At 64.9% G+C, this 25,556-nt stretch carries 26 protein-coding genes and 1 tRNA gene; 17 read left to right on the top strand and 10 right to left on the bottom strand.

Annotation, left to right across the window (positions count from 1 at the left end; translation table 11 throughout):
• Positions 1 to 18: 18 nt before the first annotated feature.
• The gene (locus tag PW843_15360; protein MDE1147977.1) at positions 19 to 189 is read left to right on the top strand and encodes a hypothetical protein; all 171 of its coding nucleotides are present in this window, start codon (positions 19 to 21) and stop codon (positions 187 to 189) included.
• Positions 190 to 246: 57 nt separating this feature from the next.
• Here the strand turns inward: PW843_15360 and gstA are convergent, their stop codons facing one another.
• Both gstA and PW843_15350 read right to left on the bottom strand, forming a co-directional pair.
• Positions 247 to 855, bottom strand: a complete 609-nt coding sequence (gene gstA / locus PW843_15355) for a glutathione transferase GstA (protein ID MDE1147976.1) — start codon at positions 853 to 855, stop codon at positions 247 to 249.
• 46 nt (positions 856 to 901) lie between these two features.
• Complete coding sequence (locus tag PW843_15350; GenBank protein ID MDE1147975.1) at positions 902 to 1,771, bottom strand: NAD(P)H-binding protein; 870 nt, start codon at positions 1,769 to 1,771, stop codon at positions 902 to 904.
• Positions 1,772 to 1,879: 108 nt separating this feature from the next.
• On the opposite strand from PW843_15350, the gene PW843_15345 reads away from it, so the two are divergent.
• Both PW843_15345 and PW843_15340 read left to right on the top strand, forming a co-directional pair.
• On the top strand, positions 1,880 to 2,806 hold the full coding sequence (locus PW843_15345; protein ID MDE1147974.1) for a LysR family transcriptional regulator: 927 nt from the start codon (positions 1,880 to 1,882) through the stop codon (positions 2,804 to 2,806).
• 149 nt (positions 2,807 to 2,955) lie between these two features.
• Entirely contained in the window at positions 2,956 to 4,371 is a 1,416-nt protein-coding gene (locus PW843_15340; GenBank protein MDE1147973.1) for an MDR family MFS transporter, read from the top strand.
• Positions 4,372 to 4,383: 12 nt separating this feature from the next.
• On the opposite strand, the gene PW843_15335 is transcribed toward PW843_15340, so the two are convergent.
• Both PW843_15335 and PW843_15330 read right to left on the bottom strand, forming a co-directional pair.
• A complete protein-coding gene (locus tag PW843_15335; protein MDE1147972.1) occupies positions 4,384 to 4,644 on the bottom strand; it encodes a hypothetical protein in 261 nt (86 codons plus the stop codon).
• A 5-nt stretch (positions 4,645 to 4,649) separates the two neighbouring features.
• On the bottom strand, positions 4,650 to 5,525 hold the full coding sequence (locus PW843_15330; GenBank protein ID MDE1147971.1) for an SMP-30/gluconolactonase/LRE family protein: 876 nt from the start codon (positions 5,523 to 5,525) through the stop codon (positions 4,650 to 4,652).
• Positions 5,526 to 5,732: 207 nt separating this feature from the next.
• On the opposite strand from PW843_15330, the gene PW843_15325 reads away from it, so the two are divergent.
• The 4 genes from PW843_15325 (at position 5,733) to PW843_15310 (ending at position 8,520) form a co-directional block, all read left to right on the top strand.
• Complete coding sequence (locus tag PW843_15325; protein ID MDE1147970.1) at positions 5,733 to 6,956, top strand: TCR/Tet family MFS transporter; 1,224 nt, start codon at positions 5,733 to 5,735, stop codon at positions 6,954 to 6,956.
• A gap of 124 nt (positions 6,957 to 7,080) precedes the next feature.
• Complete coding sequence (locus tag PW843_15320) at positions 7,081 to 7,314, top strand: hypothetical protein (GenBank protein ID MDE1147969.1); 234 nt, start codon at positions 7,081 to 7,083, stop codon at positions 7,312 to 7,314.
• 6 nt (positions 7,315 to 7,320) lie between these two features.
• Positions 7,321 to 7,548, top strand: coding sequence for a hypothetical protein (locus tag PW843_15315; protein ID MDE1147968.1), 228 nt, complete (start codon positions 7,321 to 7,323; stop codon positions 7,546 to 7,548).
• 288 nt (positions 7,549 to 7,836) lie between these two features.
• Positions 7,837 to 8,520: a hypothetical protein gene (locus PW843_15310; GenBank protein MDE1147967.1), complete on the top strand. Its 684-nt coding sequence runs from the start codon at positions 7,837 to 7,839 to the stop codon at positions 8,518 to 8,520.
• A 73-nt stretch (positions 8,521 to 8,593) separates the two neighbouring features.
• Here the strand turns inward: PW843_15310 and PW843_15305 are convergent, their stop codons facing one another.
• Positions 8,594 to 10,183 (bottom strand): peptidase S10, encoded by a 1,590-nt coding sequence (locus tag PW843_15305; protein MDE1147966.1) that lies wholly within the window; start codon positions 10,181 to 10,183, stop codon positions 8,594 to 8,596.
• A 249-nt stretch (positions 10,184 to 10,432) separates the two neighbouring features.
• Between PW843_15305 and PW843_15300 the strand changes: the two genes are divergently transcribed.
• Positions 10,433 to 11,455, top strand: a complete 1,023-nt coding sequence (locus PW843_15300; GenBank protein MDE1147965.1) for a TIM44-like domain-containing protein — start codon at positions 10,433 to 10,435, stop codon at positions 11,453 to 11,455.
• Positions 11,456 to 11,510: 55 nt separating this feature from the next.
• On the opposite strand, the gene PW843_15295 is transcribed toward PW843_15300, so the two are convergent.
• Both PW843_15295 and PW843_15290 read right to left on the bottom strand, forming a co-directional pair.
• Complete coding sequence (locus PW843_15295) at positions 11,511 to 11,993, bottom strand: hypothetical protein (GenBank protein ID MDE1147964.1); 483 nt, start codon at positions 11,991 to 11,993, stop codon at positions 11,511 to 11,513.
• A gap of 79 nt (positions 11,994 to 12,072) precedes the next feature.
• Complete coding sequence (locus tag PW843_15290; protein ID MDE1147963.1) at positions 12,073 to 14,298, bottom strand: methyl-accepting chemotaxis protein; 2,226 nt, start codon at positions 14,296 to 14,298, stop codon at positions 12,073 to 12,075.
• 264 nt (positions 14,299 to 14,562) lie between these two features.
• Here PW843_15290 and gatB point away from each other — a divergent pair, with 264 nt between their 5' ends.
• From gatB to PW843_15270, 4 genes are all read left to right on the top strand, one after another.
• Complete coding sequence (gene gatB / locus PW843_15285) at positions 14,563 to 16,017, top strand: Asp-tRNA(Asn)/Glu-tRNA(Gln) amidotransferase subunit GatB (protein MDE1147962.1); 1,455 nt, start codon at positions 14,563 to 14,565, stop codon at positions 16,015 to 16,017.
• A 188-nt stretch (positions 16,018 to 16,205) separates the two neighbouring features.
• A tRNA-Ser gene (locus tag PW843_15280) sits at positions 16,206 to 16,297 on the top strand.
• Between the two features lie 458 nt (positions 16,298 to 16,755).
• Complete coding sequence (locus tag PW843_15275) at positions 16,756 to 18,519, top strand: HAD-IIIC family phosphatase (protein ID MDE1147961.1); 1,764 nt, start codon at positions 16,756 to 16,758, stop codon at positions 18,517 to 18,519.
• Between the two features lie 217 nt (positions 18,520 to 18,736).
• On the top strand, positions 18,737 to 19,051 hold the full coding sequence (locus PW843_15270; GenBank protein MDE1147960.1) for an alkylphosphonate utilization protein: 315 nt from the start codon (positions 18,737 to 18,739) through the stop codon (positions 19,049 to 19,051).
• A gap of 2 nt (positions 19,052 to 19,053) precedes the next feature.
• Here the strand turns inward: PW843_15270 and PW843_15265 are convergent, their stop codons facing one another.
• The gene (locus PW843_15265) at positions 19,054 to 20,532 is read right to left on the bottom strand and encodes a S41 family peptidase (GenBank protein MDE1147959.1); all 1,479 of its coding nucleotides are present in this window, start codon (positions 20,530 to 20,532) and stop codon (positions 19,054 to 19,056) included.
• Positions 20,533 to 20,653: 121 nt separating this feature from the next.
• Between PW843_15265 and PW843_15260 the strand changes: the two genes are divergently transcribed.
• The 5 genes from PW843_15260 to PW843_15240 all read left to right on the top strand — a co-directional run bounded on the left by PW843_15260 (position 20,654) and on the right by PW843_15240 (position 24,242).
• Positions 20,654 to 21,175 (top strand): MarR family transcriptional regulator, encoded by a 522-nt coding sequence (locus PW843_15260; GenBank protein ID MDE1147958.1) that lies wholly within the window; start codon positions 20,654 to 20,656, stop codon positions 21,173 to 21,175.
• A gap of 84 nt (positions 21,176 to 21,259) precedes the next feature.
• Positions 21,260 to 21,679 (top strand): GNAT family N-acetyltransferase, encoded by a 420-nt coding sequence (locus PW843_15255; GenBank protein ID MDE1147957.1) that lies wholly within the window; start codon positions 21,260 to 21,262, stop codon positions 21,677 to 21,679.
• A 257-nt stretch (positions 21,680 to 21,936) separates the two neighbouring features.
• Positions 21,937 to 22,335, top strand: a complete 399-nt coding sequence (locus tag PW843_15250) for a VOC family protein (GenBank protein MDE1147956.1) — start codon at positions 21,937 to 21,939, stop codon at positions 22,333 to 22,335.
• 54 nt (positions 22,336 to 22,389) lie between these two features.
• Positions 22,390 to 23,316 carry a hypothetical protein gene (locus tag PW843_15245; GenBank protein MDE1147955.1) on the top strand — a complete coding sequence of 309 codons (927 nt, stop codon included), beginning with the start codon at positions 22,390 to 22,392 and terminating at the stop codon, positions 23,314 to 23,316.
• Between the two features lie 14 nt (positions 23,317 to 23,330).
• Positions 23,331 to 24,242, top strand: coding sequence for a VOC family protein (locus PW843_15240; protein MDE1147954.1), 912 nt, complete (start codon positions 23,331 to 23,333; stop codon positions 24,240 to 24,242).
• 78 nt (positions 24,243 to 24,320) lie between these two features.
• Here PW843_15240 and PW843_15235 read toward each other — a convergent pair whose 3' ends face one another.
• Both PW843_15235 and PW843_15230 read right to left on the bottom strand, forming a co-directional pair.
• Complete coding sequence (locus tag PW843_15235; GenBank protein ID MDE1147953.1) at positions 24,321 to 24,920, bottom strand: helix-turn-helix transcriptional regulator; 600 nt, start codon at positions 24,918 to 24,920, stop codon at positions 24,321 to 24,323.
• A 365-nt stretch (positions 24,921 to 25,285) separates the two neighbouring features.
• Positions 25,286 to 25,528: a hypothetical protein gene (locus PW843_15230; GenBank protein ID MDE1147952.1), complete on the bottom strand. Its 243-nt coding sequence runs from the start codon at positions 25,526 to 25,528 to the stop codon at positions 25,286 to 25,288.
• Positions 25,529 to 25,556: the final 28 nt, after the last annotated feature.

Raw genomic sequence — 25,556 nt, 5'->3', positions numbered from 1 at the left:
AATTGACGCGGAGGACGTATGATGAACTTCCGCCCCTTGCGCAGCGAAGCGGACTATGAAAAGGCGTTGGCCGATATCCGGCCTTTCTTTGACAATGAACCGGCGCCAGGAACGACGGTGGCCGGTGAATTTGATGCGCTTGCCTTGGCGCTCGTCGATTATGAGGCGAAACACTGGCCGATTGATTGAAAACAAAAGGGCCGCCCCGGTTGAGGCGGCCCTTCGTCATTCAGGCGTGAGGGATCCTTACGCCGCCAGCCCTTCGGCCTTGCGGGCGGCCTGCACCTTCGGCCGCGCGCCCACGCGGGCGAAGAAGGCGGACAGCTTGGGATAGGCCGTCAGGTCCACGCCCGAGGCGGCGTTCCAGCTCAGCACGACGTAGGCATAGGCGTCGGCCACGGTGAAGGTCTCACCCGTCAGGTAGGCGCGGCCGTCGGCCAGGGTGCTTTCCAGGTAGGTGTAGCGGCGCACCAGGTTGGCGCGCGCCACGTCCTTGTAGGCGTCCGGCGTGGCCGGGTTGAAGAAGGGGCTGAAGCCCTTGTGCAGTTCGGTGGCGACGAAATTCAGCCACTCCTGCACCTTGTAGCGGGCGGTGCCGCCGGTGGGCAGCAGGCCGCTGGCGGGCGCCTGGTCGGCCAGGTACTGCACGATCACCGCACCCTCGGTCAGCAGGGTACCGTCGTCCAGCGCCAGGGCGGGAACGGCGCCCTTGGGGTTGGCTTCCAGGAAGTTGGCGCCGCTCTCGGTCAGCTTGGTCTGGAGATTGACCGCCTCGATGGCGATGTCCAGGCCGGCCTCCAGCGCCACGATGTGCGGGGACAGGGAGCACGCGCCGGACTTGTAATACAGCTTCATGGTAGGAACCTTGCCCGTTCTTGGAATGTGGAAAACGCCTTCCTTCCTAAGGGGATGGCGCGCCCAAGCCAAGCGCCATGATGACGTCCGCCAGGGTGGTGTCGCCCCGCAGGCGCTGGTGCCCGCCCGTGAATGCGATCCAGCCCGCGTTGAAGCCGTCCAGCATACGCATGCGGGGGCCCGGGTTCGCCATGCCTTGGGCGTGGAACAAAGCCGCCCATGTGTCGCGCGGCACCGATTCCGCCCGCACCGGCCGGCCCAGGGCGCGGGCGAAGGCGGCGGCCAGGTCGGTGGGCGAAACGGGGGCAGGCCCCGCCAGTTCCACCACCCGCGTGCCGGTCCATTCCTGCCGCATCAGCCTTGCCGCCACGTGGCCAACGTCGCGGGCCGCCATCATGGGGATGGCCCGGTCCAGCGGTTGCAGGAAGCTGCGTAAGATCCCCTCATCCCGCGCGGCCGGCACGTCCCACAGGGCGTTGTCCATGAACCAGGCGGCGCGCAGGAAGGTGACGGGCAGGTCCAGCATCGCCAAGTGCTGTTCCAGCAGGGTGAGTTGGCTCAGCAGATTGTCCTCTGCGGCATCGGCGCCGATGGTGGACAGGCACACAACCTTGGCCGGCCGGGTGGCCGATAGGGCGGCGGCGATGGCCTCGATCATCCGCCGGGTGGCGGGATATCCCGGTTCCGGATCGAAATTGGGCGGCAGCAGGATGAAGACGGCCTCCGCATCGGTGAAGGCCCGGCCCAGCGCCCCGGCATCCTCCATCGCGGCCACGGCGACATCGTATCCCCTTGCCGCCCATGGCGCGCCCTTGGCGGCGTCGCGCACCACGGCGCGCACAGAGTGGCCGCTTGCCAGAAGGGCGTGGGCCAGCGCGTCCCCGACCTTGCCGGTGATGCCTGTGATGACATGCATGCTCTCTCTCCCATGATGGTGGTGGGGGAGTCGTATGCCGTCACCGGCATTGAGTCAGGCGCATGCTTGTCAATTATACTGTGATGTTCAGTCATGATGGGGATGAGGATGGGTTTCGACGCGCGCCTGCTGACCGGCATCGGCGTCATGGCCGCCGTGATCGAAGCCGGTAATTTCGCCCGGGCGGGGGAGGCCATGGGCCTGACGCCATCCGGCGTCAGCCGGGCGGTGGCGCGGCTGGAGGCCAGGGTGGGTGTGCGCCTGTTCGACCGTGGCCCCCGCGCCGTCACCCTGACGGAGGAGGGGCGGCGCTTTCATGACCAGGTGGCACCGTTGCTGGCCGGGCTGGAGGACGCGGCGGCCGATGCCGCCGGCGCCCAGTCGGTGGTGGCGGGGCGTCTGCGCGTCTCGGTCGATCCTTGGTTCGCCCGCATGGTGCTGGGCCCGCGCTTGCCGGACTTCATGGCGCGCTACCCGCGGGTGAGCGTGGATCTGGCGCTCAGCAACCACCGGGAGGAGATGATGGCCGGCGTGGATGTGGCCGTGCGCTTCGGTCCGCCGGAGGGCGCCTCCCTGATCGTGCGCAAGCTGCTGGAGACGCGGGTGCTGACCTGCGCTGCGCCCGCCTATCTGGAGCGGCGGGGCGTGCCCGCGACCCCGCAGGATCTGGTGGGACATGAGGGGCTGCAGTTCCGCAACCCGCTGACCGGCCGGCCCTTCGGGTGGGAATTCCACCGGGGCGGGGAAACGGTGACGGTGGCCGTCGCCGGCCGGCTGATGGTGGACGACCCGTCGGTGGCGGTGGCCGCCTGTGCTGCGGGGCAGGGACTGTTCCAAAGCCTGGAACTGGGGCTGGAACCCTGGCTGGCCTCGGGCGCCTTGGTCCAGGTCCTGCCCGATTGGGCGGAGGAGCGCTTTCCCCTCTACGCTTATCACCCCTCCCGCCATCTGCCGCCCGCCAAGGTACGGGCGTTCCTGGATTTTGTGCAGGAGGTGGCCATGGAGAGCGGGGAGGCGGCGGCGCGGAACCTATAGCCGCACCGCGAACTTGCAGTAGGGTCATGCATGACGGTCAGCCATGCCCGCGCGACACTTGTCACCGGTGTCCACTTGCCCAAATTTCGAACGGTAAGTAGCGATTTTCCCCACATCCCATTTGCCGGATGAAAGGCTCCGCGTCGGCAATGCTGGTCGCCCTCATCATATCCTGCGCCCTGTTCATGGAGAACCTGGACGCCACCGTCCTGGCCACGGCCCTGCCGGCCATGGGCGAGAGTTTCGGCGTCAGCCCCGTGCATCTCAGCCTGGCCATCACCGCCTATATCCTGAGCCTGGCGGTCTTCATCCCCATCAGCGGCTGGGTGGCCGACCGTTTCGGGTCCAGCCGCGTGTTCCGCGCGGCTATCGTGCTGTTCACCCTGGGCTCCATCTGCTGCGGGCTCAGCCAGTCGCTGCCGGAGCTGGCGCTGGCCCGGCTGGTGCAGGGCATCGGCGGCGCCATGATGGTGCCGGTGGGGCGGCTGGTGCTGCTGCGCACCGTGCCCAAGGACCAGTTGGTCCGCGCCATGAACTACCTGACGACGCCGGCCATGGTGGGGCCGCTGATCGGCCCGCCCATCGGCGGCCTGCTGACGACCTACCTGTCGTGGCGCTGGATTTTCTTCATCAACATCCCCATCGGCCTGCTGGGCCTGTACCTGTCGTGGCGCTACATCGCCGACCATCGGGAAGAGGGCGTGGCCAAGCTGGACGGCTGGGGTTTCGTCACCTCCGGTCTGGCGCTGGCGGCCCTGATGGCGGGGTTCGAATCCATTGGCCGCGATGGTGTGGACTGGCGCGTGGCGCCCGCTCTGCTGGCCGTCGGCGTCGCCATCGGCGTCGTGGCCGTGCGCCATTCGCAGCGCCACCCGCACCCGCTGATCGACCTGGGCCTGCTGAAGACCGACACCTTCCGCATCTCCGTCATGGGCGGTTCGCTGTTCCGCATCTGCATGGGGGCGGTGCCCTTCCTGCTGCCGCTGATGCTGCAGGTGGGGTTCGGCATGACGGCCTTCGTTTCCGGCCTGCTGACCTTCGCCACCGCCGCCGGCGCCCTGGTCATGAAGATGACCGCCGGCCCCATCCTGCGCCGCTACGGTTTCCGCCAGGCGCTGGTGGTCAACAGCGTGGTGTCCGGCCTGCTGACCGGCGTTATCGGCCTGATCCGGCCGGATACCCCCATCGCCATCGTGCTGGCGGTGCTGCTGGTCGGCGGCTTCCTGCGCTCCCTCCAGTTCACCGGCCTGAACACGCTGGCCTTCGCCGATGTGCCGGCCAATCGCATGAGCAGCGCCACCAGCCTGTCGTCCATGGTGCAGCAGGTGTCGCTGGGCATGGGCGTGGCCACCGGCGCCCTGGCGCTTCACACCTCGATGACCTGGCGAGGGGTGGAGCACCTGGCCCCGCAGGACTTCACCGTGGCCTTCCTGGTGATCATGGCCATCGGCCTGGCGTCGCTGCTGTTCTTCATCCGCCTGCGGGAGGATGCCGGCGCGGAGATGAGCGGCCATCATCCCCACCATATACGCCCGGCCACCGAGGCGGCGGCGGGGGACGATTGAACTACTTGGGTTTCAGGCTCCTCGTGCGCGTCTTATCTCTCGGATGGTCAGGCCGATTCCCAGAATCAAGTTAATGAGCCCCAAGGCCGCCATGAAGATAGCGCGGCTGACACCCGTTATATTGGGGGTGGTAAGCATGCTTGAAAAGAATTGTATGAAGGTGACTGGCCCCATGGCCAGTAGCGCAAGGGTAAAAGGGCCAAGCAAGAACAAGCCAAGCAGGATGCAGCCACCACCCATCCATTTCGCCGCTCGATTTTGAGCCGTCGCCATTTTCTTCACCCCCCGAACGCATGCTCCGGCAGGCCGGGCACATCGACGCGGAAGCTGAAGATGCCGCCGGACTGCGGGTGTTCGGCCAGTTCGGCCTCGTCCAGCTTCTGCCGGGCGGTGGTGACGTAGGCGGTCTTCAGGTCCGGGCCGCCGAAGGCGATCATGGTGCACAGGCGGGCGGGGATGGCGACCTCTTCCAGGATGTCGCCGGCCGGCGACAGGCGCACCACCCGGCCGCCGTCGTACAGCGCCGTCCAGTAGCAGCCCTCCGCATCCACCGAGGCGCCGTCCGGCCGGCCCAGGCCGTGGGGAAACTGGTGGAAGAGGCGCTGGTTGGCGATATGTCCCGACGCCAGGTCGAAATCATAAGCGTGGATGACGTGGTTGGGCGTGTCCGACAGGTACAGCGTGCGGTCGTCGGGGGAAAAGGCGATGCCGTTGCTGGTGAGGAAGCCGGTTGTCACCTCGGTCACCTGTCCATCGGTGCCCAGGCGATAGAGGGCGCCGTTCCGGTGCTGCTTGGTGCCGTCCAGGGTGCCGGACCAGAAACGGCCCAGGCGGTCGCAGCGGCCGTCGTTGAAGCGGTTGTCGGGCCGCGTCGCCTCCACCTGGACGCCGATGGGCGTGGGCTCGGCCGCGAAGTCGGACAGCAGGGCGAACCCATCCTTCATGCCCAGGGCGAAGCCATGGTCCCCATGGCGGGCCAGGCAGGCCGCCGGCTGATTGAAGCCGCGCGACGCATCATGGCCGGTGACGGGATCGAAGCGATGCAGCGTCTTGGCCGGAATGTCCACCCAGTACAGCACGCCCTCAGTCGCGTCCCACCGTGGGCATTCGCCCAATTGGGCCTGGGCATCCAGAACGCAACTGACCTGACGCATGACGCTGTTCCCCTTGTAAGCAATCCTGAAGTCGTGGCGGGCACCATATAAGGCCGCGCTGGGGGAAGCCAGGGGGTGTGGCCCCAGAGGGCGTGGCCAAGGGATGGACACTTTGCCCGGACCCGCCTTTCCGGACTCCCCGCCCGCCCGCAAAAGGATTAAGGGTAGGGGCCTTTCTCCTTCCGCCGTTCCTGTAGAGCCTGTGAGATGACTGTCACCCCTCCGCGTCGTGCCGCGCTGGCCTTCATTTTCGTGACCGCGCTGCTGGACGTGCTGGCGCTGGGCATCAGCATCCCGGTGATGCCGGACCTGCTGAAGGGCTTCCTGGACGGCGACAACGCGCGCGCCGCCCACATGGTGGGCCTGTTCAGCACCCTGTTCGCCGCCATGCAGTTCCTGTTCTCCCCCCTTATGGGCGCGCTATCGGACCGGTTCGGGCGGCGGCCGGTGCTGCTGCTGTCCTGCTTCGGCCTGGGCTTCGATTACCTGATGATGGGGGTGGCGCCCAGCCTGGGCTGGCTGGTGGTGGGGCGCATCGTGGCCGGCATCACGGCGGCCAGCTTCACCACCGCGTCGGCCTACATCGCCGACGTGACGCCGGCGGAAAAGCGGGCGGGCGCCTTCGGCATGCTGGGGGCCGCCTTCGGCCTGGGTTTCATAGTCGGGCCGGCGGTGGGTGGTTTGCTGGGCGGCATCAGCCCGCGCCTGCCGTTCTGGATCGCCGGGGCCTTGAGCCTGGCCAACGCCTGCTACGGTCTGTTCGTCCTGCCGGAATCGCTGCCGGTTGACCGGCGCGGCGTCTTCTCCTGGCGGCGGGCCAATCCCTTGGGCGCCCTGGCCGTGCTGCGCTCCGCCCCGGGCCTGCTGGGCCTGGGCGGCATCCTTTGGCTTTATTATCTGGCGCATGAGGCGCTGAACAACGCCTTCGTCATCTACGTCAACGACCGCTACGGCTGGGGGCCGGAAATGGTCGGCTGCACCCTGGCCGTGGTCGGCGTGTGCAGCACGGTGGTGCAGGGCGGCCTGGTGGGCCGCGTGGTCAAGCGCATCGGCGCCCGCCGCACTCTGTTGCTGGGCCTGGGCTTCGGCGCCCTGGGTTTCGCCGTCTTCGGTGGCGCCCCCACGGCGGCGGCTTTCTTCTGCGGCATCCCCCTGGTGGCGTTGTGGGGCATGGTGGGCCCGGCGGCACAGGGCATCATGTCGGCGCAGGTGTCGGCCAGCGAGCAAGGCCTGCTGCAAGGCACCCTGGTCAGTATTCGTGGCGTCACCGGCATGATCGGCCCGGTGCTGTTCACCAGCGTGCTGGCCGACAGCGTGGGGCCGCTGGCCATGCTGCCGTCCGGCTCGCCCTATATGCTGGCGGCCGTGCTGTTGGTCGCGGCCCTGGGCTTGGCCGCCTTCGTCACCCGCGCGAGGCCGGCAGTGGCGTGAAAAACTGTGCAGACCATCTACGGCGTCTGCACCAAAGATCCATCAAGTCATGGAATAAACCCTGGACATCTAAGGTACTGGCACTAAACACTCAACCGCCGGATGAAGCCGGCGGGGAGGGATAATGGGACAATTGCTGGACGATCTGGATTGGGTGGAAGAGAGCGACGGCTCGTGGGTCAGGCTGGACGGCATGATCGTGGCGCTTGCCCTCCCGAATGACCGTTTCCCCTGGGCCGTTCAGCGGCCCGACGGCACCTGGCTTTCGACATCGCCCGCGACCCGGGGGTGTGAGCCCAAGATCAGGCATTTCGCCAGCGCGGATGCCGCCATGACGGCGGCCGATAAGACGCGGTGAGCGTTGATGGAAGACGTCCCACGACCGAAGGCCCTTCAAATTCTCGCCGCCCGGCATGCGGATTCCCAAGCTGGGGCGAACACGGACGGCGAAGGGGACATTCCCATTTCGGAGGCGACGACGGGGCCGCTATCCGGCCGGGCCTTGGTGAATGCCCTTCAGGCCTTCCCCCATCCAGAGGTCGAACTGTCGGTGGAACGGTTCCGCATGCCGGTGCGCCGCGTCGCGTTTTGACGGACGATCCCCGCCTCGTTTCCCTTATATGACGCCAGCGATCCAGAATGGCATGGCACGTCTCGCCACAGGACTGTCCGCGGCGACTTGACGGCCGGTTCAATCCACCGATGGCAGCGAGTGTCAGCAGTGTCACGCGACCTGTCTGTCAGGGACGCGAACCCGCATTATTGTCTTGGATGAGTGTACTATCTATGCGTGTGTTTTTTGGAATTATTTCGTGATATAAAGCATTGCCACGGTGAACTGCTACTTTTGGTGGTTCCGAGGCGCTTGGGGAGGAAGGCAATGCCTGTATCTCATGACGCGGTGCCAGCCGCGCTAACCAGCACCTATTTGTCCGATGTCGTTGCCAGTCCGACAGCGATCGTTGGCAATTACCATGCGATCAAGGGTTCGGTCAGGCCGCCGGCGGACCACTCCCAAACTTATGTCGGCGTGTGGGCGGGACCCGCGGTCACTGGCACGTACATTGCTCGGGCCACAGCCTCTGACAACGCAGGGACGTTTGAGCTATTCGGCGATGGCGTGGACTTCACCAAGGGGCATTATACGGTTGCGTATTATGCCCAAGCCTATGAAGGGGCCAGTTTTTCGCTCGCTGCGACTGTGCAATTGTCGGATGGGCTGGTTATTCGGGCCCAGACGTCGCGATTGATCATCATCGCGGAATTCCAATCAGGAAATGATACGCACGTGACCGTGCATTACTCGACGCCAGAAAATAATGACCCCATCCGTAATGTCGACTGTGCTGTCATTTACCGGGGTACGCAGGTTCAGGTTCCTGGATCCGACTCTGTAGCTTACTGGCCCTTCTTCTCCGACGGCCCCAGTGCACCCAGCAGTGGGACATTTGACTTCCAGTTAAATGCCGCCATGGTGAAGGGGGAGCAGTACATCATCCAGTACAACATGACAAACCAGCCTACCGCCGTCAGCACCTACACCATCTTTACCTGGACCCTGTAAGGTCTCGGGGGCTTTATCCTATTTTAGGGGCCGGGCGCATTGCCCGGCCCCTATTCACCGGTTTACGGGGCGCTTATTCACCGGCCCCTGGTGCCGCCGTCTTGACGAAGCGGCGGACGTCCTCGGTCAGCTTATCCAGCGCCGAGCGGTTCAGGTACATCATGTGCCCGGCCTCGTAGTAATTGAAGCTCACGCGGTCGGTGGGCACGCCGTTGGCGTTCATGGCGTTCTCGTTGGAGAAGAAGGGCACGGACAGGTCGTACCAGCCGCCGGCCATGAACACCTTCATCTTGGGGTTCTCGCGCATGGCGTCGCCGTACCAGGGCGCCACGTTGGCGTAGCCGCCGCCTTCGTCGCCCCAGGTCTTCCAGTCCCAGTTCTTGGCGACGTCGCCGCTGGTTCGGTACTCCCGGTCCATCTTGATGTTCAGATCGTTCAGCAGATAGCTTTGCAGCGTGGTGGCGAAGGCGGCACCCACGCCATAGCTGGACGGGTCGTTCTCAATCTGGTCGCCCACCGAATCATAATCCTGGCCGGTGTAGCGGCCGTCGTAGATGCCCAGCACCTTCCCCTGGTCGCGCAGCAGTTCCTTGGCGTAGCGCACCTCGCGGATGCGCAGGTTGGTGTGGTCCAGGTAGGCGGGCGACAAGCCGGTGTAGCGCGCCAGCTTGTCGATCACGCCCTTGCGCTCCGCCGGGGTCATGCGGTTGCCCTTCAGCAGGGCCACCGGATATTCCTCCACCGCGAACTTGCGCACCTGGTTCATGAAGGCGTCGAACCCCATGGAGGTGTCGGCGATCTTCTTGTGGTACCAGGCGATGGCGGCATAGCTGGGCAGGAAGGCGGGGTAGGGGATGTCGTTGCCCCGGTTGAATTCGAACGCGCCATAGTCCACCGCGCCAGAAATGACGATCAGGCCGTTCAGGCCGACGGGCGCGCCATTGTCCAGCAACTCGGGCATCAGGGCGCCGATGCGCATGCCGCCGTAGCTTTCGCCGCCGACGAACAGGGGGCTGTTCCAGCGCTTGTGGTCGGTCAGCCAGCGGCGGATGAACTGGGCGATGGAATGGGCGTCCTGCTTGACGCCGTAATAATCCTTCTCATCCCCCTTGGGCATCAGGCGGCTGTAGCCGGTGCCGACGGGGTCGATGAACACCAGGTCGGCCACGTCCAGCAGGCTTTGCGGGTTGTCCTTCAGGGGATAGGGCGGGCTGCCGGCGCTGGTGCCGTCGCTGGGCACATCCACGCGCTTGGGCCCCCAGGCCCCCATGTGCAGCCATAGGCTGGCCGAACCGGGGCCGCCGTTGAACAGGAAGATCAGCGGGCGCTGGGTCGGGTCCTTCACGCCCTTCTTCACGTAAGCCGTGGAGAAGACGGTGGCCGCGTCCTCCTCCTTATCGTTCACCAGGTGGGTTTCGCCGGCCAGCACCTGGTAATCCACGCGCTTGCCGTTGAAGGTGCCGGTGCGGTCGACGGTGAAATGCTTGGGCGTCCAGTCGCGGTCGCCGCCGGCCTTGTCACCGCCCTTGTCATCGGGCTTGGCCTGGTCGACCGGCTTGTCGCCGGCGCTGGCCGGGCTGCTGGTGATGGCCATGTGCGTGGTCAGCAGGACCAGGGCCGTGCCGGCCAGCAGGGCCGCCAGCTTCCATCGTGGTGCGGGCATCAAGAAGGCTCCCCCAAATTCTCACCCGTTGCGTCTTCCGGCCGGCGCCACCCCCGCGGCGCCGGCCGGTTGGCGGCCAGTCTAGACGGTGGGAACGCCAAAAAGCGATGCCCCAAACAAGGGTGAACCAAAGCGGTCTGATGGATTGGGGTGGCAATGGCCCTCGCAAAAATGCGAGGGAAGACCACATTAGGGGGAGAACCCGGCACGCCGGGGTCTTTTGTTCGTGTTTTTCAGGGGAAGAAAAAGATGTTCGCTCGGTTTGGTACGCGTGCGGCCGCCGCCGTCATGGTGGTGGCCCTGGCCTTGGCGCCCCTGGCGGCCGATGCCCGCCCCGGCCGCAGTTCCAGTTCCGGCAGCCGGGGCAGCCGGACCTACACCACGCCGGCCACGCCGTCGGTGACCGGCCAGCCCATCCAGCGCAGCATCACGCCGCCGCCGGCCACCGCACCGGCGGCACCGGCCTACACCGCGCCACGCCCGACCTTCGGTCAGCCGGGGTTCGCGCAGCCGGGCTTCCAGCCCAGCTTTACCCAGCGCCACCCCTTCCTCAGCGGCATGATGGGCGGCTTCCTGGGCGCCAGCCTGTATAACTCGCTGTTCGGCCACCACGGCTATGGCATGGGCGGTGACTACGGCAGCGGTTCGGGCGGCGCGTTCGGCGGCCTGCTGCGCATCCTGATCATGCTGGGTATCGCCTACATGATCTGGCGCCTGGTGCGCATGGCCCTGGGTGGCCCGCGTCCGGCCATGCCGCAGGGCATGACCTATGAGATGTATCCGCCGCAGCAGGGCCTGAACGCCCCCTACGATGCCACGCCCTATGGCGGGGCCGTCCCGCCGCCCCCGCCGCCGGTGCCCGCCATCGGCGTGCAGATGGGGAGCCAGGACCTGAACGCGTTCGAGCAGATCCTGCAAGGCATCATGGATAGCTGGAGCCGGGGCGACCTGACGGCGCTGCGCCGCCACCTGACGCCGGAGATGCTGTCCTACTACGGCGAGGAAATGACGGAGAACCAGAGCCGCGGCATCCGCAACCTGGTGGCCGACGTCCAGCTGGTGAAGGGCGACGTGGTGGAAAGCTGGCACGAGGACGACCGCACCTATTGCACCGCCCTGCTGCGCTGGCGCGCCCGCGACTGGACGGTGGAGGAGAACAGCGGCCGTGTCGTCGGGGGTGACGAACACCGGCCGGAAGAGGTGCAGGAACTCTGGACCTTCGTGCGGGCGGATGGTGGCCGCTGGCTGCTGTCGGCCATCCAACAGGTTTGAGGACCAGCAGAAGATTTCAGGCCGGCCGTGGTGGACTGCGGCCGGCCTTCATAACTCAAAGTTCCGTCAGCGCCCGGAATATTTCGAGCCTGTCTTTATCGCTGAGACCGGATTCCAGATTGATGCGGACGGAGATGTCCGCCTCGCGGCCATAGCCTTCGTCGCCGTAGTCGATGAGGATGACGAAGGCCTTCGACCCCGATTTGATTGACAGCACGCCGGCGTGGTCGAAATCGAAGTCGAACAGCCAATTGATGTCGTCCAGGGAGTCCAGCCGGTAACAGCCGCTCTTGACCGACTCGTTCACGAACAGGAACCATCCCTGCCGGTTTTCGTCCTCAATTGTGCGCAGCAGGCGGCTGGTGCCGAGGCGGCCGATTTTCTCGAACGGCACCGTCCTCTTGATCTCGACGAATTTGGACAAATCTTGCCCACGGATGCGGACCATCGCGGTCTGCTCCGGGGACAGCAGGTGCGTCTGGTCGAAGGGATGTTTCAGGTATCCGCTGATGCGCTGCTGGTGATGGGTGGTCTTCATCGTCGGGCCATTCCGTACGGGGCATTCAAACATGAAGGGCGAAGGGACGGGGCACGCCCCGTCCCGCGGCAAACCGGCCCTACGCCGCCCGGTACTGGCTCAGCACCTCATCCACCGTGTTGGTGGTTTCCTCGCTCAGGCGGAACTGCACGCGGGTCTCGTCCCGTTCCACGCTGATGACGCGGCCCCGCAAGCGGCGGTTCTGCACCACCACCTCGACCTCGCGGCCGGCCTCGGCCACCGACGGCCCGTGCACGGCGCAACCGCCGTGGCCGATGTTGACCAACTGATGCCCCGTCTGCTCGCCGTCGTTCATGCCCATGACGTAGAGTCCCACGGGGCACAGCAGCTTGTGGCGTTCGAACTGCCGGCGGTCCTCGGCCGTCTGCATGGCGGCCAGGAAGTGCTCCACATCCGTGCGCAGGTGTTCCGACTGTTGCGACAGTTCCGCGGCGGCGGACAGCAACTGGGTCGATGCCACCTTGGTGAAGTCGGCGCTGTCACGCACCAACGCCAGGGAGGAGGTGACCTCCGACGTGCGCGCGGCGGCCTCGGCCACGTTGCGGCTGATCTCGCTGGTGGCGGCACTCTGCTCCGCCACGGCGGCGGCGATGGCGCCGGAGTTGCCATCGACCACGCTGATGGTGCTGCCGATGCGGCTGATGATCTCGATGGCGTTGTCGGCGGCGACCTTCACCCCGTTCACGCGGGCCTGGATATCCTCCGTCGCCTGCGCCGTCTGGTTGGCCAGGCCCTTCACCTCGGTCGCCACGACGGCGAAGCCCTTGCCGGCCTCGCCGGCGCGGGCCGCCTCAATGGTGGCGTTGAGCGCCAGCAGGTTGGTCTGCGCCGCGATGGTCTGGATGAAACGCACCACCTCGTTCACGCCGTCGGCCACGCTGGCTAGTTCATCCATCAGGCTGCGGGCCTTCTCCGCCTCCTCCACCGCGGTGCGGGTGGTGGCGGCGGTCTGTTCCGCCTGGGCGCCGATCTCATTGCTGCTGGCGACCAGCTGTTCGGTGGCGGCGGCCACCGTCTGGGTGTTGGTGGTGGCGCGGCCGGCGCTGTCGTCGGCGGCCTCCGTCCGGGCGGCGGTGTTGTCGGCGTGGCTGGCCAGCGAGGCGGCCGTGGCCTCCAGTTCCGTGGCGGCGGCGGCAACGCTGCGCAGTTCGGCGCTGACGGCGGTCTGGAAATCCTGGGTCAGGGTTTCCAGCGCCTGCTGGCGCCGCAGCCGGCGGTCCTGCTCCGCCGCCTGGTCCGTCTCCCGCCGGCGGCTGCGCGTGGCGTTGTCTTTGAAGATGGCCAACGCCCGGGCCATGGCGCCCACCTCGTCCGCACTGCCCAGGTGATGGATGGCGGTCTCCAACTGGCCATCCGCCAGGCGTTGCATGGCGTGGGTCAGGTCGCCCAAGGGGCGGATGACGAAGCGGCGGACCACGAAATAGACGGCGGTGCTGCCCAAGGCGAACAGCACCAGGGTGATCAGCAGCACGCGAATCTGCGTCACCCGGAACCCGTGGATGCGGGCGGCCAGCAGGCGGTCCAGTTCAGTGGAGGCCGTGGCATACAGGGCGTCCTGCGCCTTCAGGGTCGCTGCCACGTCGGCGTCAGCCACGCTGCCTTTGTCCGCGCCGGCGGTGACCGCCGCCGCCGTTTTCTGCACGGTGGCCACCGGTGTGGGCAACGTGGTCTTCAGGCTGCCGTCGGCATTGCCGCCGTAGGCCGACGTGGCGGAGGCATCAAGGCCGGCCAGCAGGGACTTGACCCCACCCAGGGCCACGTACAAATCCCCCTTGTTATCGCCGGCCGCGTGCGTGGCGGTACGCAGGCCCGTCACCTGGTCCTGCAGGTCGGGCAATTTCACCACCACGATGTCCATGACGTAGAAGCTGTCCAGATCCGGATCCAGGATCAGGTTGGACTTGTCGCCGATCTGCGCGATCAGGGCGCGCAATGCGGCGCGTGCCTCCGGCGCCGCGGCGCCACCGGGCTTGCCCAGTGCTGCCAGCAGGGCATCCACCTTGGGGGCGGTTTCCATGTCCCCGCCCCAGCTGTCCTGCAACTGGCGAATTGACGCCGTTGTCGCCGCCGCGTCCACGGCCGGGCCACCGGTTTCCGCCGCCGCCAGCTTCGCCTGCACCCCCTGCAGGCCACGCAGGTAGGCGTTGCCGGCCACTTCCTTGGCGGCGAAGTCGATGGATATCTGCTGCTGCGCGATCAGGGCGTACAGCACATACGCCACTGGAATCAGGAACAGCAGAACAGCCAGGCCAAGTTTGCGGGCGATGGTCAGCGTATGGAACATGGCGCTTCTCCCCCTGTGTGAGCGCTTCCCTGCGCGGGCGGTTGGGCGGGTTTCAGGTCATAGGTAGCGGCGCCTTGGTTTATGGTTGCTTAATTGTCGGCGGAAATTTCGACTTAAGGTGAAATTTCCGCGTTGTGTGATCAACCTGTTGATCCGCCATTGTCATCGGCCGATGCACAGCCTCCCGCCCAAGCCGGTTGCGTTTTGGTGCGATTCCGGCCATGAAAACCCTTCTCTCCATGATTGGAATTGATGGCGAAGACGATGGCTTATCGGATTGCAGGCGAGACGGGCGAATGGGAAGTGGTGATCGGGCTGGAGGTTCACGCCCAGGTCGTCTCAAACGCCAAGCTGTTCAGCGGGGCGGCGACCGCCTTCGGCGCCGCGCCCAACAGCCAAGTCAGCTTCGTTGACGCAGGGTTTCCCGGCATGCTGCCGGTGATCAACGAGGTCTGCGTGGAACAGGCGGTGCGCACCGGCCTGGGCCTGAAGGCGCAGATCAACCTGCGCTCGGTGTTCGACCGCAAGAACTACTTCTATGCCGATCTGCCCTCGGGCTATCAGATCAGCCAGTTCCTGCAGCCCATCGTCGGCTACGGCACCATCGTGCTGGACCTGGCGGATGGCGCCACCCGCGAGGTCGGCATCACCCGCCTGCATCTGGAAATGGATGCGGGCAAGAGCCTGCACGACCAGAACCCGACCAAGACCTACATCGACCTGAACCGGTCGGGCGTGGCCCTGATGGAAATCGTGTCGGAGCCCGACATGCGCACCCCGGAAGAGGCCGCGGCCTACCTGCGCAAGCTGCGCACCATCCTGCGCTATCTCGGCACCTGCGACGGCAACATGGAAGAAGGCTCCATGCGCTGCGACATCAACGTGTCGGTACGCAAGCCAGGCGACAAGTACGGCACCCGGACGGAGACGAAGAACGTCAACTCCATCCGCTATGTCCAGCAGGCCATCGAGTATGAGGCCCACCGCCAGGTGACCCTGATCGAGGATGGCGGCACCGTCGTTCAGGAAACCCGCCTGTGGGACCAGAACAAGGGCGAGACGCGGGCCATGCGCTCCAAGGAGGAGGCGCACGACTATCGCTACTTCCCCGATCCGGACCTGCTGCCGTTGGAACTGGACGCCGCCTGGGTCGAGGACATCAAGCGCACCCTGCCGGAACTGCCCGACGACAAGAAGGCCCGCTTCATGGCCGACTACAAGCTGCCGGTCTATGACGCCGGCGTGCTGGTGGCGGAACGCTCGCGCGCCGACTTCTATGAAGAGGTGGCCCGGGGCCGTGACCCCAAGCAGGCCGCCAACTTCGTCATCGGCGATCTGCTGGGTGCGCTGAACAAGACGGGGGCGGACATCGACAGTTCGCCTATCAGCGCCGCGGCGCTGGGCGGCCTGATCGACCTGATCGCCGACAACACCATCTCCGGCCGCATCGCCAAGGAGGTGTTCGCTGACATGCTGGAGACGGGCAAGCCCGCCGCCCAGATCGTGGAGGAGAAGGGCCTGCGCCAGGTGACGGACACGGGCGCCATCGACCAGGCGATTGCCGCGGTGATGGCGGCCAACGCCGACAAGGTGGCGGAGTTCCGCAGTGGCAAGGACAAGCTGTTCGGCTTCTTCGTCGGCCAGGTCATGAAGGCCACGCAGGGCAAGGCCAATCCTGCCCTGGTGAATGAGATCCTGACCGTCAAGCTGAAGGGCTGACGTGTTAGGAAACCTGCCGGACCTATTGGTTCGACAGGAAAAAACGACATCGCGCGGGGGCGTTTCCCCGGTGCGGCGACGGGAAGGGGGGCCAATCGGTCCCCCTTTTCATTTTCTCTCACCGTTATCGTTGACAAGCCCCCCGCCGCCCGAGTACATACGCGAACCGCCGACGACAGTCGGTGGACGGAGGGGTGGCCGAGTGGCTGAAGGCAACGGTTTGCTAAACCGTCGTACCGGGAAACTGGTACCGTGGGTTCGAATCCCATCCCCTCCGCCATTCAGCCAATCGCCACATGATCGCTGATCGCCGCGAAGGCACAGGAGCCTTAGGTCTCCTGCCCGTGGCGCACCCGGTTCCAATCGCCATTGACCGCCTCAATCCGCACCGGATGATGGGCTGCGACGCCGTTCGGCGCTCCCGGTGCCATGTCTAAAGCCGACGATCTGAATGGCAAATTCCGGGACCAGGACGCCGTCCTGATCGAAATTGGCGGCTGCTGCGCCTCTCCCGTCCTCCGGCACCGCCCAGAGCCGGCCTGACGGCAGGAGCGGCAGGAAGGCGTGCTAGCGTACCCCTTGTCGGTGCCCCATAATGGGCTGATTTTTTATTCGCTGCACTCATGGTCTGCGGTTGATTTTAAAATCCACATTCGGAGAATATCGCATGTTTGTCAGCGATATCGCGACACGTTGACGTGTTGTTCGGCGCGATCACGCCTGTTGACGGAGTGGCCTATGATACCAGCATCCACCTATCGTGCCCCGTCCGACCTGATTGTTAATGACCATATTCCCCGGCGCGCGATTGCGGTTGGAACATGTTTAATTAACCAGGGTGTATTGAGTGTTTTCCCAAAAGTTGATAACGGATGCGCCGTTGATCATGTTTTATTCAATAACGCGTCTGAACTTCCCGATAAGTTGCCGTCACCGATAGGTGAGTATGATTTGCAGATGGTGCAAATCCCTCTGTCTCTGATCATGCGACATGGCGAATTTGCCAAGATACCGTTCCATGATATCGAAGCACACCAAGCGGTGCTGGAAGAGGCAAAAAGCCGGCTCGCCATGTTTCTGCAGTTGTCCATGAAATATAATGAGCTTCATGGAATATATACTGTTGTTTGGAATTTTCAGAGGCCCCAACACAATTACAATGGAAGATTATTAAAAAAATACGATGTTAGAAATACGTCTTATGTCATCGATATTCTGAATAGAGAGCTCGAAAATCTTGTTTTTGGATATAAAAATGCAAACATATTTGATTTTGATGAGCTGACATCTACCCTTGGGAAGAGATATTTCCAAGACGATATTTTGTATGATCAGAACAATATGGGGGCCATCGGTAACGGTGATTATGAGTTTGATAAATCCAGGATCGTGACACCGACTTCAGTGGATGAATTATTTTCACCGCGATTGTTCGAGTTCTATGAGGCGGCGTGGAACGAAATCCTGGCGATGTATCGCTGCGCCCGATCCGCAGATGCCATCAAAATGGTCGTCTTCGACCTTGATGATACGCTGTGGCGGGGTGTGCTTGCCGAGCGCATGGATGATGTGGAAGCGCTGGAACGGGCCCCCGTGGGGTGGCCGAGGGGGGTGGCGGAAGCCGTTCATATACTGAAGAAGCGCGGCATCATCACCGCCATCGTCAGCAAGAACGACGAAGGCAACATACGTGCGCTCTGGCATCCCGTGTGGCGGGACCAGTTGAGCCTGGAGGACTTCCCCATCAGGTTCATCAACTGGAAGCCCAAGCCGGACAATATGGCCGACGTGCTTGCCGCCGCCAATCTGCTGCCCAGGAATGTCCTGTTCGTCGACGATAACCCTGTCGAGCGCGCGGCGATGAAAACCGCCTATCCTGATATCAGGTGCATCGGCGACGAACCCTACCTCACGCGCCGCATCCTCCTGTGCGCGGCGGAGACACAGGTTCCTTTCATCACCGATGAAAGCGCGCGCCGCTCTGATATGATGGCGGCGCAGGTGGAACGGGAAACGGCCCGCAAGGTGATGGATCGGGCTGATTTCATCGCGTCCCTCAAAGTCAAGGTCCGCCTGTCCCGCGTCGCGAATGTCGATGATCCCAAATATCCCCGGGTCTTCGAACTGATCAACAAGACGAACCAGTTCAACACGACCGGAAAACGATGGACGCCGCCTGAAATGGCGGATTTCCTGTCGTCTGGGGGCGCGCTCATTTGTTGGAGTGTCGTGGACAAGTTCACCGACTACGGCATCGTCGGCGCGGCGCTTTGTCGTGGACCAGTGATAGAGCAGATTGTCATGTCATGCCGCGTATTCGGCATCGATGTGGAAAAGATGTTCATGCCAACCCTCATGGATATGTGCGCTGCCGCGAAAACGTCCATGGTCGTCGGCCTGATTACCAAAACGGCAGCCAACGCGCCGTGCCAGAAAATCTTCGAATCCTTCGGATTTACGGAAGGTGAGCCCGGAATCTGGCGCCGCTACGCTCCCGGCTAGGCAGAATACCTCAGTTGCCAGGCGCCGACGGCCAACCCACGTTCATCACCGCGAAACCCGTTTTCGTCGCGGGCATTGTTCCCGGCCCCCCACTTCGCTTAAGGTCCCGGCGCCCGACGATCCTGTCCGGGCTTGCCATGCAGCGACGGCTGAGCGTCGCCCGGGCCGCCGGTGGTCCTGGGCGCCGACGGCTGTTGTGCCACGATTGGGGTTTTCGATGAACAGTTCTGCTGATGAAGAATTTGTCTATGACGAAGCCACCGGCGACTGGATCCCGGCCAGCCAGGCGGCCGCTGATGCCGCCGCCGCCGGCACGGTCGAGGTGCGCGATTCCGTGGGCAACCTGCTGGCCGACGGCGATAGCGTCACCTTGATCAAGGACCTGAAGGTCAAGGGGGCCGGCGGCCAGACGCTGAAGCGTGGCACGGTCATCAAGTCCATCCGCCTGACCGGCGACGCGCAGGAAATCGACTGCAAGCATGAGTCGATCAAGGGCCTGGTACTGCGGGCGGAGTTCGTGAAGAAGGGTTGATCTCAATCTCCGGCGGCGGCGGTCGCCGCCGCGCGTTGCAGTACCACATCATCCGGCGTCTCCACGATGGGAAAGGGGATGGCGATATCCGGCACGACGCCCCGGGCACGGGTGTCGCCGTTGGGGCGGATGATGTGCGCCTTGGGGAAACCGACCGTGATGCCGGTGACGGGCAGGGTGAACTGCTCCATGGCGCCATAGGCCGTGCCCATGTCGGCCGTGGGCTCGCCCAGGATCGTACCGAAGCCGTAATCCTGGATGGTTGCCGCCACTGCCACCGCGTTGGAATAGGTCTGGCGGTCGATCAAGGCGTAGACCTTGCCCGTGAAGCGTTCCGCCGTGTTTGGCTGGGTGTCGGGCAGGGTGAAGGCGACGACATTGCCCGGCGTCGCCGTGGCGTACAGGTCGGCGAAGCGCTGGGAAATGGCGCCTGCCGCCACGGTGTCCTGCGCGATCCGGTTCCGGTTGGCGGCCACGGCATCGGTGCTGACCCGCACCTGGAAGGATGAAAAGAACTGATAGGGCTTGGTCGCGAACCAGGACAACATGACGTTGCTGAACAGGCTGTCGCCGCCGGGATTGCCGCGGAGATCGATGATCAGCCGGGTGACGCCCTGGGCGTTGAAGGCCCGGAAGGCGCCATCGATGAAGGTGCGAAAGGCGGCCACGTCCCATTCGTCGGCGCCGGTCTGTGCCGCCTCGTTATAAAACGGGCCGGGCCGCAGATATCCCACGCCGTTGGCCAGCACACGCGCGTCGCGCAAGGGCTGTGCTGGATCCAGGGCCGGCGGTCGCGTCCTGTCGGCCGCGTCCATGTCCGTCTTGGTCCGCGCGGCCAGCGTGATGGTGTCTTCATGCCCGCCGGAACGGCCGATCCGGACGGTGAAGCCGGGGCGTTCGCCGGCCGCCACCCACAGATATGTCGGGAAATCGTATTCCAGGATGCTGTCGGCCAGCGCCGGGGTTTCCGCCGAGATGTGGCGGCGCAGGCGGTCCAGCCAGGTCGCGGCCGGCACGCCGTCGATGGTCAGGATCCGGTCCCCCGGTGCCAGGCGGTCCACGGTGCTGAGGTTGCGGGCGACGTAGACCTGCCCATCCACGATACGCACCGACAGGGGGAAGGCTTTGCCGCCCGCCTTGCGGTAGGCGGCCCAAGCGGCGTACACGCCCTCCACCCGCGTGTGGCCCTGGTGGGCGGCGGCGGCCAGCAGTTGCAGTCGTGTCTCCGCCTGCGGGCGCGTCAACGGCTGTGTGATGCCCGCTTCGATCTGTTGGTGCAGCCGGTCCATCCCGGCCTTGGGCGTGAAGGCGTACAGGTCGAAGGCATCCGCCTGCAGCCGCAAATACAGTTCATCAAGGTCGGCGCGAACCTGGGCGACGCTGTATGTCTTTTCCGGTCCCGGTGACATTTCCGCCGACGCCGGACTGCCGGCGAAGACCGCCGCCGCGACCGCCATCATCAGGATGCAGGCTCGTTTCATGGCTCTCCCCGTTCCTTGGCCGGCGGTCGGCGCTTGTGGCCTCGCCCGGCGCCCGATATTAGTTAGGTGCCTAAGCAAATAATACTTAGGTGCCTATGTATGTGCAAGGGGACGATCATCCATGATCACGGACCAAACACGCCGGCGTGGGCCCCTGGCCCTGGGGGGGCGGCTGCGGCGGCTGAGCGAACGCATCGATGAGGACGCGCGCCGTATCTACGGTGAGTTCGGGGTCGCGTTCGAACAGCGCTGGTGGGGGGTGATGGAGCAGTTGGTGGACCAAGGGCCATCCTCGGTCAGCGAACTGGCCCGGGCGCTGGGCATCAGCCAGCCGTCGGTCAGCCAGACGCGCCGGTCGATGGAGGCCGCGGGCCTGATCGAAGCGCGGGACGACCCCCGCGACGCGCGCAGCCGCCGCATCGACCTGTCACCGCAGGGGCGGGCGCTCTACGCCAGGCTGGAACCGGTGTGGGCCGCCATGGACCGCGTGGCCGTGGAACTGGATGCGGAGGCCGCCGACGTGATCACCACGCTGGACCGCCTGGATGCGGCCCTGGCCCGGTCCTCGCTGTATGAACGCGTGCGGCGGGCAATCGACGGGGCGGGGGAACCCACCGGCCCGGGCGATGGCACCGGTGGCTGACAATCGGCGGAAATCCGCGTTACATCCCATGAAGCAAAAAGGCGGGCCCCCGGCCGCCATGCCCATCAAATTGAGTATGTGACCATGACGCCGATCATCACCGCACCGGAAAATCCCACGCCCGAGGATCGCGAGGCGATCCTGGCGCCCTTGCGTGCCTACAACGACGCGCAGGCCGGCGCGTCCGGCTTTCGGGTGGTGGCGCTGCTGCTGAAGGATGAGGCCGGGGCGACGGTGGGTGGCTTGTGGGGAAAGATCAGCTATGACTGGCTGTTCGTGGAACTGCTGTCGGTGCCGGAGGCCCTGCGCGGCCATGATTTCGGCACGGCGCTGATGGCGGAGGCGGAACGTTTGGCGCGCGGCCACGGCTGCCTGGGCCTATGGCTGGATACCTTCGGCTTCCAGGCGCGCGGCTTTTACGAGAAGCTGGGCTTCAGCGTCTTCGGCACGCTGGAGGACCATCCGGCCGGCAATCGGCGTCATTTCCTGGCGAAGCGGTTCTGAACCTCCCCCACCCGGGCGCGCTTGATTGTGATCAAGAGGATGACACTAGGGTTCACGATTGAGTGCGGGCGCCCATGTGCCTGTAATCAAATGGAAAACCACCAACGGCCACTATAGGCCCAATATCGATTTGACGTGCCTCAATGTAGGTGCGGCCATTCCCCCGTTCTCCTGTTTACGGAACAGCCGATGTGCCGGGCGACAAGCCCGGCGCCAGACTTGAATTTCCGTGGCGAAAACGTGGGAGGGCGCAGGCCGTGAACAACAAACCCCATTCCTTGCACCACATCAATTTCCCGACGACCGATCCCGAACGGACGCGGGAATGGTACGGCAGGGTCTTCGGGATGAAGTGGGTGAACCCGCAGAGCGACACCAAGATCCTGCTGCTGACGCGGGGCAATTTCGACCTGCATTTCACCCCTTATCCCAAGGATGAGTTCCGCAAGATGAAGCCCCTGCACTTCGCCATCGAGGTGCAGGACTGGGACGGATTCCTGGACCATCTGAAGGAACTGAACATCCGCCATACCAAGCCGGTGTTCAGGCCGCAGAACGATTCCAAGTTCTGCTACATCCACGACCCCGACGGCAACATGGTGGAACTGACCTACCACGGCAAATTGCATGTGGAGACGTCGGTAGCGGTGGACTGAGGCCCCGGCCGGCGGCCGGCCGGCAAGACAGAACAAAAGACAGGGAAAACCATCATGGCGATTTCAAAACGTTTTCCGGCGGATCACCACGGTCCGCTGCTGCCCCCGCCTGGCCTGGCGCAAGCTTGGGCCACGAACCCGGGCGCCCAGTTGGCCGATCTGGCGGACGAGGCGGTGGTGGGCGTCCTCAAGCAACAGCGGGACAGCTGGATCAGCGTGGTGACGGACGGTGAACTGCGCCGCCGCCCCGGCACGGCGCCGGATGTCGTGGCTGAAGCGCGTTTCCTGACCGGCCATACCGACCTGGCGGCCAAGATCCGGGTGCCGCGTGAGGCGGGGCGGGGCGGCGAGCCCGGCGCCATTGTCGCCCCCGGCATACTGCCGGCCCTGCTGGACCTCAGTGTCCGCTACATCCAGCTGGACGGTGCCGCTTATGGCCCGCTGATCCACCAGGCGGGGCGGCAGGCGCTGCTGGCCCAAGGCGTGGACCCCGACCGTCGCCTGGAAGGGCTGCTGGATCGGGACCGCGCCGCCCTGCGCGGGGTGGAGGATGTCACCGGCGTCAAGGTTGCCGTCTGCCTTCATGACGTGGCGGACCTGACCGCCGCCCCCTTCCAGCAGGGGTTGGACTTCGTGGCGGCGGAGAAGGTGCTGCACGGCCTGGCCGCGGACCGTTTCCTGTTCGATTGCGGCCGTGACGCTGATGACGACTTCGCTTTCCTGGGCTTGGCGCCGGCGCATGTGGACCTGGTGCTGGGCCTGATCGACGGCCAGGCCACCCACTTGCCGGACCCGGATGAGTTGGTGGCCCGCATCGACGCGGCGGCGGCGGTGGTCGACACCGATCGCCTATCCCTCAGTCCACGCCACGGCCTCTACCCGGTCGCGGGCCAGGATCCGGCCGCCGGCTGGGCCCGGCAGAAGGCCGTGTTCGACCTGCTGCTCGACGGCGCCAGCCGGGCCTGGGGCATCGATTTCTGAAGGAGGGCGACCCTATGACCATCACACGTATCGAGACATTGGTCTTCGGCGTGGCGGATGTGGGCGCGTGCGCCCGTTTCCATGCCGATGCCGGGCTGGAGGTGGTGCAACAGGGCGATCGTGACGCCCTGTTGCGCACACCGGCGGGACAGACCCTGATCCTGCGCCCCATGGACGATCCGGCCCTGCCGCCGGCACTGGAGGCCGGGCCCACCTTGCGGGAACTGCGCTGGGGCGTGGACGGCCGGGCGGCGCTGGACCGCATTGCCGACGATCTGGCCCGCGACCGGCCGGTCAGCGTCGATGCTGACGGGGTGGTGCACAGCCGGGACGAGACGGGGCTGGGCATCGGCTTCGTCCTGTCCAATCCCGCCACCTTGCCGGAGCATCCGCCCCGAACATACAACACGGCGGACAGCGTGGCGCGCTGGAACGATCCGGTCATTCCCTACAAGCGGCCCCGGCCGCTGCGCATCGCCCACCTGGCCTACAACATTCCCAAGGAAGGGCATGATGCGGCGGTGGATTTCTACCTGAGCCGGCTGGGTTTCAAGGCGACGGATCGCATCCTGGACACCGGCACCTTCATGCAGTGCGCCGGGGATGTGGAACACCACAACTTCTTCCTGTGCCACCGGCCGGATGCGGCGGGCTTCAACCACTTCGCGTTGGACGTCCGCGACTTCGATGAACTGGTGGAGGCCGGCAACTATATGATTGAGCGGCGCTGGGACGAGTCCCGGGTGATGGGCCGGCACCTGCTTGGGTCCAACCTCTATCGCTTCTTCTTTTCCCCGGCCGGCGGGCGGCTGGAGTTCATCAACGACATGGACAAGCTGGACAAGGATTTCGAGACGCGGGTGTGGGAGAGGAACCCCGGCCACCATTTGTGGTCGCTGAAATCCTCAGGCCAACCGGCCGCCTGAGCGCAGGACGATTCCGCCAAAAGAAACGGTCGCGGGAAAAGCATTCCCGCGACCGTGGTCGTTCAAAGCCATTTCACCTCAGGGACGCGTGGGCGCGTCCTTGCCGCGGCGGCCGGGCTTGGTGGCCTTATACATGTCGGCCGGATCCCACACGGCGCCACGGCGGCGACGGGTGGGCTTGGCCTCGTCGCCATCGGCGTCCTCTTCGGAGGGAGCGGCGCCGGCATTGGCGGCCGGGCGGGCGGCAGCTTCGCCGCTGTCATCCTCATGCGCCACGGCGCGCAGCAGGCCGGCGACGCAGTCGGCGATGTCCGGCGGGGCGTTGCGCCAGGCGCGCAGCAGATCCAGGTCGCGACGTGACAGCAGGGGGGAGCCTTCATCCGGCATGCTGAAGGCGGTGGGGGCTGGGCGGTTGGCGCTGCCGGTTTCCACATCGTCGAAGAAGAAGGTCAGCGGCACGTCCAGGATTTCGGCCAAGCGGAACAGCTTGCCCACCGAGACGCGGTTGGAACCGCGTTCGTACTTCTGCACTTGCTGGAAGGTGATGCCCAAGGCGCGGGCAAGGTCAGACTGGCTCATCCCCAGAAGACCGCGCCGCAAACGAATGCGACTGGCGACGTGGTTCTCAATCTTGCCTTCGAGTTCGGCAACAACCGTATTCTTGGTCCTACGGGGCATGGGCACTACTCCAAGTCAACAACGCGCCATCTGGGTTTTCGGATGAAGCGATAACATTACCTACTGTGGTAGGAAGTCGGAATCGGGGCGAGAGTATGGACATGTCTGGGCGCTGACAACTGGCATTGCTTGCGGCCACTCGACCTGTGCGCATTGTGCGCGCCTTTAGAGCCGTTTAGCTGAGAGAGTACAATCGTATTCATCGTTCCGGTTCTTCCGGTGGCTCGGATACGCGCCCACGGCAGCGCGGCAGGTGGCTCATTTGTTGAAAAGTTGGAAATCCAACTAATGATCCCGGGCGACTCGCGTTGTCCCGTTCCGTCGCGACAGAGAGGCGACAAGGAAACGAGGGGCTTGGGCCAGGGTTAGGGCTGGTTCACCGGCACCATTCGAACGAGGGATGGCTCCAGCAGGTCTGGTGCCAGGGCCAACTGGTTCTTCAGCAGGTCCAGCAATTCATTAAGACTGTCGCGGGCATAGTCGTCGCGCTGGCGCGCCAACTCCGCCCGGGTCATCTGGATGAAGGCGTCGACCAGACGGTTGTGCACCGTCGCCGCGTTTTGCAGGGACGCGGGAAGCATTTGATGGGCGAGGGGGGCAAAGGCCATCACGAAGGCATTCCTACTTGGTGCTGTC

The sequence above is a fragment of the Azospirillaceae bacterium genome, from assembly GCA_028283825.1.
Taxonomy (GTDB): domain Bacteria; phylum Pseudomonadota; class Alphaproteobacteria; order Azospirillales; family Azospirillaceae; genus Nitrospirillum.
The sequence above is the reverse complement of the archived record's forward strand: the minus strand, read 5'-3'. Positions and strand labels throughout refer to the sequence as shown.